We start from the raw sequence: 13,261 nt of genomic DNA, 5'->3' as shown, positions 1-13,261 counted from the left end.
ACCAGACAGGTCGTCGTGTTCGACGGAAGGTCCACGACTAAGGGTCGCGGACCATGACGAACCCCGTTTCACCGCGTAATCACGCGGCAGGATCAGTCATCCATCCACTCGTTTTGGCCTATAACCCTCTTTAGAAGAGGCTCGCACGCTCGCGCCGACGCTCCGCGCCGGCACTCGTGAGCGAGGCACCGTCGCTGGCGCTCCGTTGCGGCAGCGCTTCGCGCTGCGTTGGTCGCTTCGCTCCACGCTCACTTCGTTTGCACCGGGCACAGGCCCCTATACCCACCGCCCGGTTATCGAGCGAGCGGAGCGAGTCGAGATGACCGACTCGCACATGTCGGTCGCTTCGGCTCGCAGGCTCGCTCAGCAACCGGTGGGGGTAAACGTGCGGCGTGTGCACCTCATCGCGCCCTGTTCGGTGCGCTCGCCGCACCTTTGCACTCCCACCCCGGTTATCGAGCGAGCGGAGCGAGTCGAGATGACCGGCTCGCACGGATGCGCGGCCTGGGCGCGGTCGCTTCGGCTCGCAAGCTCGCTCAGCAACCGGGTGCGTGTGCACCTCATCGCGCCTCATTCGGTGCGTTCGGCGCACATTTGCAACGCCGGCGGGGCGTCAGCGGGGGACGCCGGGGCGCGGGACCTCGCGCCAGAGCTGAACGTCGTCCTCGTCCGTCAGCCCGTCGCCGCCCGGCGACCGGCCGACGATCGTGATCGCCACCTCCGGGTCGGGGGCCGTGCGGATGATGATGCGCGCGGCATCCGTGCGGCGCAGTGTATCGGCGAGGTCGTGGCGCACCGTATCGAGGTCCTCGGCGTCGATGTCGTCGAGGCCGCCCTCGTCGAACACGGTCACGGTGGCGCCGCGCAGGCGCAGCGCGCTGATCGCGTCCCGCACGTCGTCATCCAGCAGGCGCGCGCCGCGCAGCTCGTCGCGCAGGCTGCCCTCGGCAAGGCGCGCGGTCGTGCGCTCCTCGTCGGTGAGGGCGCCGTCCGCCGCGATCACACGGGACAGGATCGGCCCGGCGACGGCAAGCGCGTACTGCACGCGCCGCCGCCGCTCCATCCGGCGCACCGCCTGGCTCGCCTGCCACGCCGAGGTCGCCTGCTGCAGGGCCGCGAGGCGCGCGGTGTCGCGGTAGGCGCGATCCGTGAAGACGAGCAGCAGCTGCGCGAGCGCCACCCACACGGCCGATCCGACGAGCCCGAGTGACATCGCGGAGACGAGGCCGATCGCGAGCGACGACTCCACCGTCAGGATGACGATGCCGATCCAGGCGTAGATGGGCCGGTGGCGCGCGCACACGATGGTGAGCACCGCGCCGACCGCGCCGAGGTACCACGTGGCGTGCGACGCGGTGCGTCCGTCCGGCGGCGTGTAGGCGGTCACGATCAGCGGCAGCGCGGTGGTGCCGACGAGCACCACCAATGCCGTCCAGCGCGGCAGCACGCTTCCCGCCCGATCCCGCGCCGACGCGTCCGCCGCCGGCTCACCGCCCGCGTGCGGCTGCTCGACGTACAGCGCGACGAGGGTGAGCGCGAGGTAGAGCGAGACGGCGACGATCGGGCCCAGCAGTCCCTCGTCGGGACGGAACAGCCCGCGCACGGCGAAATAGGCGGTAAGCGCGAGCGCGATGACGTCGAAGACCCGGCGGACGCTCCTCATGCCCGCTTCTCCCCCGCCCACGTCAGCGCCACGACGGTGCCGCGCGCGCCGGATTCGATCGACGCCTCGCCGCCCACCGCGGCCATGCGCGCGAAGATCGACGCGCGGATGCCGAGCCGATCCGCGGGGATGGCCGCCACGTCGACGCCGGGGCCCGTGTCGGACACCTCGACGCGCACGCCGCTCCCGTGGCGCGACACGACCACGCGCAGGCCCGCTCCCTCGGCGTGCTGGACCGCGTTCGCGATCGCCTGCGTCGCCGCGAGCACCACGGCCCGCGCGACACGGCCGGGGACGACGGCCGTCGCGTCGTCGAGGTCGGCGCGTTCGGCCTCGAGCGAGACGCCGAGCTCGTCGGCCGAACGCTCGATGCCGGCGGCGATCCAGCTTCGCGGCACCGGCTCGTCGCTTCCCTCCGGGTCGTCCGACTCCGCGTTCGCGAGGCGGGTCAGCGCCTCGCGCGCCATGGACACCGCAAGCTGCCGCTCACGGTCGCTGTGGGCGCGCTCCGCGGCGATCAGCGCGGCGAGCACGCTGTCGTGCATCAGCGCCGCGACGGCGATGCGCTCCTGCTCGCCCGCGTCGGCGGACGCCGCGGCCGCGTAGGACAGCACTGCCTGCACGCGGGCCGCATCCACTCCGGCGGCGACTCCCCGCAGCACCCACCCGACCGTCACGAACACGAGCCCGAGGATCAGGGCGACCGAGATGTCGTAGCCGACCCCGATCCAGAACTCCGGCGCGAAGCCGCCGCGGACGAGCCGCACCACGGCGTAGAGGACAGCCGTGCCGATCGCCCACACGTACTGCCACGGCAGCGGGAACGCGACCATCGCCCCCACGACGGCGAGGCTGATCAGGTAGAAGGTCCAGGGCTGCACCCCCGGATCGGGGGCCGTGCCGGCCGTCACGGCCGGCCATGCCAGAAGCCCGAGCGGATAGAGGACCGCGAACACCCCGGAGGCGAGCCGCGCCCCGCGACCGAGCAGGCAGCAGGCGGTCATGACCGCGAGACTCAGGAACAGCACCGCATGGAGCACCGCGTGCGGCACCCCGATGTCGTAGATGTCCCACGACAGGACGAATCCCTGGCCGCCGATGGCGAGGCATCCGACCGCCACCGTGATCTGGATGATCCGCTCCATCCGCGTGGACGTGTAGCGGCCTGCCGTCTCGACGGTGCGGCCGGCGGGCGGCAGCGTGCCCCATGCCGCGTCGATGACGCCCTGGGGGGATGTCACCGGGTCATTCCCCCGCCGACCCGTCGACGATGCCGTCCTCCATCGCGCGGCGCAGCAGATCCACCTTCGTCGGCGCGGGCCGGCCGACTTCGATGTACTTCATGCGCACGCGCGTGATGTTCTCCTTGGCGGTGGAGTATGCGACACCGAGGCGGTCGGCGACGATCTTCAGCGGAAGGCCGGCGGCGTAGAGCCGCAGCACCTCGCGCTCGCGGGTCGACAGCTGCGCGTCGGCGAAGGCGCGGTCGCCCTCGACGGCGCTCGCCCACTCGACGTTGTTGAGCGGCTCGCCGCGCGCCGCGGTGCGCACGGCCCCGAGCACGTCGTCGAGCGGGGATGCCTTGCTGACGACGCCGACGGCTCCCGCCGCGAGCGCCTCGCGCACGGCCGCCGGGCGGTCGGCGACGGAGTGGATGATGACCGCCGACTCGCCGGCGAGGGCGACGACGTTCTCGGTGACGGTGGTGCCGTCGCCGAGCGTCAGGTCGAGCAGCACCACGTCGGCGGGCGGCGCGGCCACGCTCAGTCGCCACGCGCGGTACTCGGCAACGCTCGCTCCCGCGAACACGACGTCCTCGCCGTCGCGCTGGAGGGCGGCGACGAGTCCGAGGCGAACGGACTCGTGGTCGTCGATGAGGGCCACACGGGTCATGGCGAGAGCCTATCTGCCACCCGGCCCGCCTCCCGCTCGGCCGACTGCGCGCCGGCCGCGACGAGCGCCACCGCGCGATCCCATCCGATGAGGGCGGCGCCGATGGCCATCACCGCCAGCATCATCGGCAGCAGCGACACGACGACCCCGAACCAGTCGTCGCCGTTCGGCTGCATGAAGGGATACGGCACCCGGTTCGTCACGGCGGGGAACCAGATCGCCCGAAGGATCGTCAGCACGCCGTAGGCGACGGGGAACAGCGGCCACCACAGCAGGTCGCCCCAGGTGGTCTTTCCGCGCGGTCCGAACGCCAGCCAATCGATCAGGATCCCGGCCGGCATCACGTAATGCGCGATCAGGAGCGCGATTCCCTGCAGCGACTCCGCGGGATCCGGCACGAAGACCTCGTCGAACGGGTTCGCCCAGTGCGCGAGCATCGAGTGGGCGATGAGCGCGATGAAGACCATCCAGGTCGCGATCGCCCCGCGCAGGCGCGGGGCGGGCAGATCCGGCGACCGGCGCACCCACATCGTCCAGACGCCGACGACGAGATAGCCGAGCAGGATCGCGTTGGTGATCGTCGTCAGGTACGAGACCGAGTGCGATCCGACCATGAAGCCGAACACCGAGATGGCGACGAGCAGCCCGCGGAACCAGAACTGGGGGGCCGCAAGAAGACGTCTCACGGCCTGATGATATCCGCGGGATGGCGTCAGCGCTGAAGGATGGCGACGGCCTCGACGTGGTGGGAGTTCGGGAACAGGTCGTAGGCCTGGATGCTCTGCAGCTCGTATCCGGAGGCGCGGAAGTACCCCACGTCGCGGGCGAGGGCGACCGGATCGCACGCGACGTACGCGACGCGCGAGGAGCCGAGGTCGGCGATCCCCTCGACGACCTCGCGGCCCGCTCCGGAGCGGGGCGGATCGAGGAGCGTGACGCCGCGCGTGAGCATCTCGCGGTCGAACAGGCTCGCCTGGTTCGACACGCGCGACAGGAACCGGTCGACGCGCGCCGTGACGGCCTCCGCGCCGAACTCCTCGAGGTTGCGCTCGGCGTGCGCCGTCGCGCGCGGCTCCGACTCGACCGTCGTGATCCTCGCGCTTCCGGCGAGGTCGCCGAGGGCGGCGGCGAACAGGCCGACGCCGCCATAGAGGTCGAGGTGCCAGGCGTCGCTGGAGAGCTCGCCGAGGGCGTCGCGGACCGCGCGGTCGAGCGTCGCCGCCGCGGCGCGGTGCACCTGCCAGAAGGCGCCGGCATCCACCTGGAACTCGCGGTCGCCGACGCGCTCGGTGACGACCTCGGGCACGACGCGCTCGGGCTTGGGGGCGAAGCGGCGCCGGCGGTCGCCGGTGCGCGCCGCGCGGCGGATGGTGCGGACGGCGCCGTCCGCCGGCTGCACGAGGTCGATCCGACCCTCGGGCGCCTTGCGCACGGCGAGCGCGACGGCCTCGATCTCGGGCGTCGCAAGCGGATACGCGTCGACGGGGATCACGGTGTGGCTGCGCGCGGCGTACGGGCCGATGCGGCCCTCGGCGTCGACGTGGAGGCTGACGCGGGTGCGGTAGTGCGTGCCGTCGGCGGTGCCTCGGACCGTCGGGTGGTCGCCGCCCAGCAGGTCCTCGGGGCCCCGCACCTCGACGTCGATCTCGGTTCCCGCGAAGCGCTCGAACGCCTCGCGCAGCACCTGGGCCTTGAGCGCCCGCTGACGCGGCAGGGAGATGTGCCCGAAGTCGGCACCGCCCGGACGCGCCTCGGGGGCCGTCGAGATGTCGGCCTGCGCCCACACGTGGGGGCGGCGATCTGGCGACGCGTCGAGGACCTCGAGGGCCTCCGCGCGCGCGAACGACTTCTTCACCTCGGTGATCCGCGCCCGGATCCGCTCGCCGGGAAGGGCGTCGGGGACGAAGACCACGAGACCTTCCTCGCGCGCGACGAACACTCCCCCGTGGGCGACCCCGGTCACGTCCAGGTCGACGACATCCCCGCTCTGCATCCGTCCATCCTCTCAGCCCGCGCCTGACCGAACCCCTCGAACCCTCCTGAGAGGATGACGTCATGCAGGTCTGCCTCGCGTCGACGTCCCCCGCCCGCCTGATGCTGCTGCGGCAGGCCGGCATCGAGCCTGTCACCCTGGCACCGGCCGTCGACGAGGAGGCGGTGATCGCCGAGACCGAGGCCCGGGAACAGCGGATCCTGCCGCCCGCCGAGCACGTGCTGCTGCTTGCGCGCCTCAAGGCGGCGGATGTCGCGCGGCGCGTGCGCGAGGAGCACCCCGGATTCGAGGGCGTCGTGATCGGCGGCGACTCGATGTTCGAGCTCGACGGCACCGTCTACGGCAAGCCCTACACCCCCGAGGCGGCGACCGAGCGGTGGACCGGGATGCGGGGGCGCACGGGCGTCCTTCACTCGGGTCACAGCGTGTTCCTCGTGACCGGCGACGACGAGCCGGTAGAGGCGCACGCGGTCGCCGAGGCCGCCGTGACGTTCGCCGCCGACGTCGACGACGCCGAGATCGCCGCCTACGTCGCGACCGGGGAGCCGCTGCACGTGGCGGGGGCCTTCACGGTCGACAGCCTCGGAGGCGCCTTCATCGAGCGCGTCGAGGGCGACCCGTCGACCGTGGTGGGCATGTCGCTCTCGACGGTCCGCCGCCTCGTGCGCGAGCTGGGCGTCGCCTGGCCCACCCTCTGGAACCGCCCGGCGTAGCGCACGCCAGCACCCACCGCGTGCGAGCGAAGCGAGCGTGCCGCGGATGCGGCCCGCAGCGCGAAGCGCTGCCCTCACGCCCCCGATGGAGCGAAGCGACAGCGTCCGCATACGCGAGCGGCATCCGCGAAGCGGGTGCCCGAGCGGATGCGGCCGGCGTGAGCAAAAAGAACGGTGCCCGAGCGGATGCGGGGCGTGAGCAACCAGTGGACCGCGCCACACGTTCTGCGGGTTTTCTTGTCGAGCGGCGTCAAATGCCGCGGCACGCCCGTGGGTAGGCTCGAATCCATGCCTTCCATCGCCAAGGTGCTCATCGCGAACCGCGGCGAGATCGCCGTACGCATCGTCCGCGCGGCGCGCGACTCGGGGATCTCGTCTGTCGCCGTCTACGCCGATCCGGATCGCGATGCGCTTCACGCACGTCTCGCCGACGAGGCCTACGCCCTCGACGGCGCCACCAGCGCCGACACGTACCTGCAGATCGACAAGATCCTCTCGGTCGCCCGCCGCTCCGGCGCGGACGCCGTGCACCCCGGCTACGGCTTCCTCGCCGAGAACGCCGAGTTCGCACGTGCCGTCATCGGCGCGGGACTGATCTGGATCGGCCCGTCGCCCGAGGCGATCGAGGCCCTCGGCGACAAGGTGACCGCGCGTCACGTCGCCGAGAAGGTCGGCGCCCCGCTCGCCCCCGGCACGCCGGGCCCGGTCGAGACCGCCGACGAGGTCGTCGCCTTCGCCCGCGAGGTGGGCCTTCCCATCGCGATCAAGGCCGCCTACGGCGGCGGCGGGCGCGGCCTGAAGGTGGCCCGCACGATCGAAGAGGTGCCCGAGCAGTTCGAGTCGGCCACGCGCGAGGCGATCGCGGCGTTCGGCCGCGGTGAGTGCTTCGTCGAGAAGTACCTCGACAAGCCGCGTCACGTCGAGACGCAGTGCCTCGCGGATGCCGCCGGCAACGTGGTCGTGATCTCCACGCGCGACTGCTCGCTGCAGCGCCGCCACCAGAAGCTCGTCGAGGAGGCGCCCGCGCCGTTCCTCACGGACGAGCAGAACGCGACGCTCTACGAGGCGTCCAAGGCGATCCTGCGCGAGGTCGGCTACGTCGGCGCCGGCACCTGCGAGTTCCTCATCGGCGCCGACGGCACCATCTCGTTCCTCGAGGTCAACACGCGACTGCAGGTCGAGCACCCCGTGTCCGAGGAGGTCACGGGCATCGACCTGGTGCGCGAGCAGTTCCGCATCGCCGCCGGCGGGCTGATCGACTACGACGACCCCACGCCGACCGGCCACTCGATCGAGTTCCGCATCAACGGCGAGGACCCGGGTCGCGGGTTCCTCCCCCAGCCCGGCCCGATCCACGTCTTCAAGACCTTCGGCGGCCCCGGCATCCGTCTCGACTCCGGCGTCACCGCCGGCGACGTCGTGGGCGGCGCCTTCGACTCGCTGCTGGCGAAGATCATCGTCACGGGACGCGACCGCGCCGAGGCGCTCGAGCGTTCCCGCCGAGCCCTCGACGAGTTCGAGGTCGCCGGCCTGCCCACGGTGCTGCCGTTCCACCGCAAGGTCGTCCGCGACCCCGCCTTCACCGCCGAAAGCGGCGAGTTCGGCGTGTACACGCGCTGGATCGAGACCGAGTTCGTCAACGACATCCCCGCGTGGGACGGCGAGCTCGAGGCCCCCAAGCCCGCCGAGACGCGCCACACGGTCGTCGTCGAGGTCGCGGGAAAGCGCCTGGAGGTCTCGCTTCCCGACCGCATCGCGCAGGCCCCCGGCACGCAGGGACGTCCGGCGATCGTGCCGCCCTCGCGTCGCAGCCACGCCTCGGCCGCCGTGTCGAGCGGGGCGTCGGGCGACGCCGTCAAGTCGCCCATGCAGGCGACGATCGTGAAGGTCGCCGTCGAGGAGGGCCAGTCGGTCGTCAAGGGCGACCTGGTGGTCGTGCTCGAGGCGATGAAGATGGAGCAGCCGCTCCAGGCGCACAAGGATGGCGTGGTCCGCGCGATCGACGCGACTCCCGGTGCGACGGTGTCGGCCGGTCACCAGCTGCTGCAGATCAGCTGACGAGGACGCTGATGAGGCCCGGATCCCCTCGGATCCGGGCCTCTCTCACGTCTGTGCGCCGACCGGCCGGCGGCGCCGCCTCCGGAGTCGTGTCAGGACTGGACGTGGTGCATGGCGCGGGCCGCATCCGTGATGGATCCGGACAGCGACGGGTAGGCCGCGAACGCACGGGCGAGCTGGTCGACCGTGAGGCGCCGTTCGACCGCGAGGGACAGGGGGAAGATCAGCTCGGACGCCTTGGGCGCCACGATCACGCCGCCGATGACGGTGCCCGACCCGGTGCGCGCGAAGAGCTTCACGAAGCCGTCCTTGACGCCCATCATCTTCGCGCGCGCGTTGGACGACAGCGGGAGGGTGTGCACCTCGCCATCGACGACGCGCTCCTCGATCTGCTTCTCGGTCCAGCCGACCGTCGCGATCTCGGGGTTGGTGAAGATGTTCGACGCGATCTTGCGCTCCTCGAGCGGGATCGCCGTGTCGCCCATCGCGTGGAAGACGGCGGTGCGCCCCTGCATCGACGCGACGGAGGCGAGCGGCAGCAGCGTGGTGCAGTCGCCCGCGGCGTAGATGTTCGGCACCGAGGTGCGACTGACCTTGTTGACCCGGATGTGGCCCGACTCGGTCATCTGGACACCCGCCTCCTCGAGGCCGATGCCCGCCGTGTTGGGCACAGCGCCGACGGCCATGAGGCAGTGCGAGCCCTCGATCGTGCGGCCGTCCGAGAGCGTGACGACGACGCCCTCGCCGGTGTTCTCGACCTTGTCGGCGCGAGCCTTGGCGAGGAGCGTCATGCCGCCGCGCTTGAAGACCTTCTCGAGCACCTTGGCGGCGTCGGCGTCCTCACCGGGCAGCACCTGGTCGCGGCTCGAGACGAGCGTGACCTTCGCACCGAGGTTCATGTAGGCCGAGGCGAACTCGGCGCCGGTCACGCCCGAGCCGACCACGATCAGGTGCTCGGGGACGGCCGTGAGGTTGTACAGCTGCTTCCACGTCAGGATGCGGTCGCCGTCCGGGCGTGCCGCGGGCAGCTCGCGGGGCGTCGCCCCGGTGGAGATGACGATCGTGTCGGCCTCGATGCGGTCGAAGTCGGTGCCGTCCTGGCCCGTCGAGACGACGACCGCGTCCTCGCCCTCGAGCCGGCCATGACCGGCGATGATCCGCACGCCCGCCTCGAGCAGGCTGCTGCGCATGTCCTCCGACTGCTGCCCGGCGAGCGCGAGAAGCCGCTTGTTGATCGCCAGCAGGTTGATCGCGATCTCGGGCTTGAGCGGCTTGCCGCTGTCGCCCTTGGCGTAGAACTGCACGCCGAGGTCGCCCGCCTCCGCGACCGCGAGCGCCGCGTCGGCCGTGGCGATCAAGGTCTTCGAGGGCACGACGTCGGTGATCACCGCCGAGCCGCCGATCCCGACGCGCTCGATGACGGTGACATCCGCCCCGAGCTGTGCGCCGGCGAGCGCCGCCTCATATCCGCCCGGGCCACCGCCGAGGATCGCGATCCGCTGCCTGCGTTCGAAGTCGAAGACCATGCCCCCATTCTTGTCCCCCGCGGGGCCCGCGTCGAACGGGCGCGGGTTCGGCGGCGCGAAGCGTCGCCCGCGCGGGTGCGAGCGGAAGAAAAGAACGGAACATCTATCGTGGATCCATGACCCAGGCACATCCGCTCGACGCTCCCGCCGATCCGTTCGAGGTCGCCACCGCGGCCGCCGCCGACATCGCCCGGCTGACCGGCGTCGACCGCCACGACATCGCCGTGACGCTCGGAAGCGGCTGGGGCAAGGCCGCCGAGCTCATCGGCGAGACGGTCGCGGAGATCCCCGCGACCGAGGTCACCGGGTTCTCGAAGCCCGCGCTCGCCGGCCACGTGGGAACGATCCGGTCGCTGCGCACCGAGGGCGGCAAGGCCGTGCTGGTGATCGGCGCCCGCACCCACTACTACGAGGGCCACGGCGTCCGCCGCGTCGTCCACAGCGTCCGCACGGCGGCCGCCGCCGGCGCGAAGACCATGGTGCTGACGAACGGCGCGGGCGGCATCAAGGAGCACTGGGCACCCGGCCAGCCGGTGCTGATCAGCGACCACCTCAACCTCACGGCCGACTCTCCGCTGGAGGGCGCCACCTTCATCGACCTGACCGACCTGTACTCGCGCCGCCTGCGCGACCTCGCGCGCGAGATCGACCCGAGCCTCGACGAGGGCGTCTACTGCCAGTTCCGCGGGCCGCACTACGAGACCCCCGCCGAGGTGCAGATGGCGAAGGCGATGGGCGGCCACATCGTCGGCATGTCGACCGCTCTCGAGGCGATCGCCGCCCGCCAGGCCGGCATGGAAGTGCTCGGCTTCTCGCTGATCACGAACCTCGCGGCCGGGATCTCGCCCGATCCGCTCAGTCACGAAGAGGTGATCGACGCCGGCCGTCAGGCCGAGCCGGTGATCTCCGACCTGCTCGCCCGCGTGATCGGACGACTCTGATGGGCGCGGCGATCCTGGATCGCGCCCGCGCCTGGCTCGCACAGGACCCCGACGAGCAGACCCGCACCGAGCTCGCCGCGCTGATCGAGCGCGTCGAGGCCGGCGACGAGGACGCGGCCGACGACCTCGCCGACCGCTTCGACGGCCGGCTGCAGTTCGGCACCGCGGGCCTTCGCGGGGCGCTCGGCGCCGGCAGCAACCGGATGAACCGCGTGCTCGTCGCGCAGGCCGCCGCGGGCTTCGCCGAGTTCCTGCGGACGCGCGACCCCGAGGCGACTCCGACGGTCGTCGTCGGCTACGACGGCCGCCGCAACTCCGACGTCTTCGCGCGCGACTCCGCCGAGCTGTTCGCCGGTGCCGGGCTGCGGGCCATCCTGCTCCCCCGTCGCCTGCCGACGCCCGTGCTCGCCTTCGCGGTGCGCCACTTCGGCGCCGACGCCGGCGTCATGGTGACCGCCAGCCACAACCCGCCGAACGACAACGGCTACAAGGTGTACCTCGGCGGCAGCGACGCCGGCTCGCAGATCGTCGCCCCGTCGGACGCCGACATCGCCGCCAGCATCCGCCGGGTTGCGGACGAGCAGTCGGTGAGCGACCTGCCGCGCTCGACCGCGTACGAGATCGCCGACGAGGCCGTGATCGAGGCCTACGTCTCGGCCACCGCCGCCGTCGGGCCCGCGCCCGAGGGCGCCGCCGGCACGCGCTGGGTCTACACCGCGATGCACGGCGTCGGATGGGAGACCTTCTCGCGCGTGCTCGAGGAGGCGGGCTACCCCCAGCCGACGGTCGTGCCCGAGCAGATCGAGCCCGACGGCACCTTCCCGACCGTGGCGTTCCCGAACCCCGAGGAGCCGGGCGCCATGGACCTCGCGTTCGCGACCGCCGCGGCATCGGGCGCGGAGTTCGTGCTCGCGCAGGATCCGGATGCCGACCGCCTCGCGGTCGCCATCCCCGCTGAGAGCGGCTGGCGTCGTCTCACCGGCAACGAGGTGGGCCTGCTGCTCGGCCGGCGCGCCGCCCGCGCCGCCGCCGGGACGCCGGATGCGTCGCTCGCGTGCTCGCTCGTGTCGTCGCCGGGGCTCGGCGCGATCGCGGAGAAGTACGGGCTCGGCTTCCACGAGACTCTCACGGGCTTCAAGTGGATCTCCCGCGCCCCCGGCCTCGTGTTCGGCTTCGAGGAGGCCCTCGGCTACCTCGTGAACCCCGAGACGGTGCGCGACAAGGACGGGATCTCCGCCTCGATCGCGTTCCTCGAGCTCGCGGCGGAGGCGCGCGGACGCGGCGCCACCATCGCCGACCTGCTCGACGAGCTGACGGCCGAGATCGGCTTCTACGCGAGCGGCCAGGTGTCGCTGCGCGTCGAGGACGTCTCGACGATCGCCACGATCATGGCCTCGCTGCGCGCCGAGCCGCCCGCGGCCTTCGGCGAGACCGCCGTCGAGCGTGCCGACGACCTGCTGCAGGACCCGGCGCGGCTCGGCGGCGACGTCCTGCGCTACGCGCTCGCGGACGGATCCCGCGTCATCGCCCGCCCGAGCGGCACGGAGCCGAAGCTGAAGGCGTACCTGGATGTGCGCGGCGAGTCGGCGGAGGACTCGGCCGCACGCCTCGTCGCCCTCGAGCAGGCGGTGCGGGAGCTGCTCGACCGGCTCTCCTGACCCCTTGGCCGCCGTCTGCCCGAGTCGTAGCATTCGAGCAGACGGACGGCCGCCCGGCGCCGCCCCCGAGGAGAGGAAACGCGCATGGGAATGATGATGGAGATGATGGAGTCGATGCCGAGCGCTCAGACGAGCGGCATGGACATGGGGATGATGCAGGAGTGCATCGAGGCGTGCTCGGCCGTGAGCATGACCGCCACGATGTGCGCCGACGCCGATGCCGGCGAGGACATGGCGCGGTGCGCGGCGATGTGCGCGAACATGGCCGACGTGGCGACGACCATGATGCGCATGATGATGCGCCCGCAGGGCTACGACATGGGCGTCATGCAGGGGATGATGACCGCGTGCATGACCATGGGCGAGGCGTGCGCCGCCGAGTGCCGCATGCACGCCGAGATGGCCGAGCACTGCCGCATCTGCGCCATGGCCTGCGAGGCGATGGTCGAGACCTGCCGCAGGATGATGGATTCGATGCAGATGGCCTGACGGCCGCCGCCGTCAGCTGCGGCGAGCGCGGATGAGCTCGCCGCCGACCGAGACCACCTCGGCGACCGGATGGAACGCGACCGGCTCGCCGACGGCGACGCGCGCCCGCGTGTCGACCGAGAGGAGCTCTCCCGCGAGGGTGCTGAGCAGCAGGCCCGTGGCGTCCGAGCACATCACGAGCGCGTCGATCCATGCGCTCGGCCATGCCGAGGCGACGGCGCGCTGCACGGGCAGCACATCCTGGGTCGTCTTGTCGCTCATGCCCTCCACGGTAGAAACCGCCCCCTGCCCCTGTCACGCCGCCCGTCACACGCCGCAACACAGCCC

12 protein-coding genes are annotated in these 13,261 nt (G+C 72.1%); 5 read left to right on the top strand and 7 right to left on the bottom strand.

Translation table 11 applies throughout. The features are described from left to right. Positions 1-613: 613 nt before the first annotated feature. From IR155_RS14790 to IR155_RS14770, 5 genes are read right to left on the bottom strand one after another with little or no spacing between them, the layout of a single operon-like run. The gene (locus IR155_RS14790; RefSeq protein ID WP_135115563.1) at positions 614-1,663 is read right to left on the bottom strand and encodes a hypothetical protein; all 1,050 of its coding nucleotides are present in this window, start codon (positions 1,661-1,663) and stop codon (positions 614-616) included. Beyond that, a complete protein-coding gene (locus IR155_RS14785; RefSeq protein ID WP_167760813.1) occupies positions 1,660-2,904 on the bottom strand; it encodes a sensor histidine kinase in 1,245 nt (414 codons plus the stop codon). Before IR155_RS14785 ends, IR155_RS14790 begins: the two co-directional genes overlap by 4 nt. Before the next feature lie 4 nt (positions 2,905-2,908). Then, a complete protein-coding gene (locus tag IR155_RS14780) occupies positions 2,909-3,556 on the bottom strand; it encodes a response regulator transcription factor (RefSeq protein WP_135115562.1) in 648 nt (215 codons plus the stop codon). Then, the gene (locus tag IR155_RS14775; protein ID WP_135115561.1) at positions 3,553-4,242 is read right to left on the bottom strand and encodes a Pr6Pr family membrane protein; all 690 of its coding nucleotides are present in this window, start codon (positions 4,240-4,242) and stop codon (positions 3,553-3,555) included. Before IR155_RS14775 ends, IR155_RS14780 begins: the two co-directional genes overlap by 4 nt. Positions 4,243-4,268: 26 nt before the next feature. After that, the gene (locus tag IR155_RS14770; protein WP_135115560.1) at positions 4,269-5,549 is read right to left on the bottom strand and encodes a class I SAM-dependent RNA methyltransferase; all 1,281 of its coding nucleotides are present in this window, start codon (positions 5,547-5,549) and stop codon (positions 4,269-4,271) included. A gap of 62 nt (positions 5,550-5,611) precedes the next feature. Here IR155_RS14770 and IR155_RS14765 point away from each other — a divergent pair, with 62 nt between their 5' ends. Then, complete coding sequence (locus IR155_RS14765) at positions 5,612-6,262, top strand: Maf family protein (RefSeq protein WP_135115559.1); 651 nt, start codon at positions 5,612-5,614, stop codon at positions 6,260-6,262. A gap of 288 nt (positions 6,263-6,550) precedes the next feature. Beyond that, positions 6,551-8,320 (top strand): acetyl/propionyl/methylcrotonyl-CoA carboxylase subunit alpha, encoded by a 1,770-nt coding sequence (locus IR155_RS14760; protein WP_135115558.1) that lies wholly within the window; start codon positions 6,551-6,553, stop codon positions 8,318-8,320. Positions 8,321-8,412: 92 nt separating this feature from the next. Here the strand turns inward: IR155_RS14760 and IR155_RS14755 are convergent, their stop codons facing one another. Continuing rightward, positions 8,413-9,846: an NAD(P)H-quinone dehydrogenase gene (locus IR155_RS14755; protein WP_135115557.1), complete on the bottom strand. Its 1,434-nt coding sequence runs from the start codon at positions 9,844-9,846 to the stop codon at positions 8,413-8,415. Positions 9,847-9,962: 116 nt separating this feature from the next. Between IR155_RS14755 and IR155_RS14750 the strand changes: the two genes are divergently transcribed. From IR155_RS14750 to IR155_RS14740, 3 genes are all read left to right on the top strand, one after another. Then, complete coding sequence (locus IR155_RS14750) at positions 9,963-10,787, top strand: purine-nucleoside phosphorylase (protein ID WP_135115556.1); 825 nt, start codon at positions 9,963-9,965, stop codon at positions 10,785-10,787. Next, on the top strand, positions 10,787-12,445 hold the full coding sequence (locus IR155_RS14745) for a phospho-sugar mutase (protein ID WP_135115555.1): 1,659 nt from the start codon (positions 10,787-10,789) through the stop codon (positions 12,443-12,445). Before IR155_RS14750 ends, IR155_RS14745 begins: the two co-directional genes overlap by 1 nt. Before the next feature lie 84 nt (positions 12,446-12,529). After that, a complete protein-coding gene (locus IR155_RS14740) occupies positions 12,530-12,934 on the top strand; it encodes an aldehyde dehydrogenase (protein WP_228067368.1) in 405 nt (134 codons plus the stop codon). 12 nt (positions 12,935-12,946) lie between these two features. Here the strand turns inward: IR155_RS14740 and IR155_RS14735 are convergent, their stop codons facing one another. Then, positions 12,947-13,195 carry a hypothetical protein gene (locus IR155_RS14735; RefSeq protein ID WP_135115554.1) on the bottom strand — a complete coding sequence of 83 codons (249 nt, stop codon included), beginning with the start codon at positions 13,193-13,195 and terminating at the stop codon, positions 12,947-12,949. Between the last annotated feature and the right edge of the window lie 66 nt (positions 13,196-13,261).

The organism is Microbacterium paludicola (genome assembly GCF_015235415.1).
GTDB lineage: Bacteria > Actinomycetota > Actinomycetes > Actinomycetales > Microbacteriaceae > Microbacterium > Microbacterium paludicola.
The sequence above is the reverse complement of the archived record's forward strand: the minus strand, read 5'-3'. Positions and strand labels throughout refer to the sequence as shown.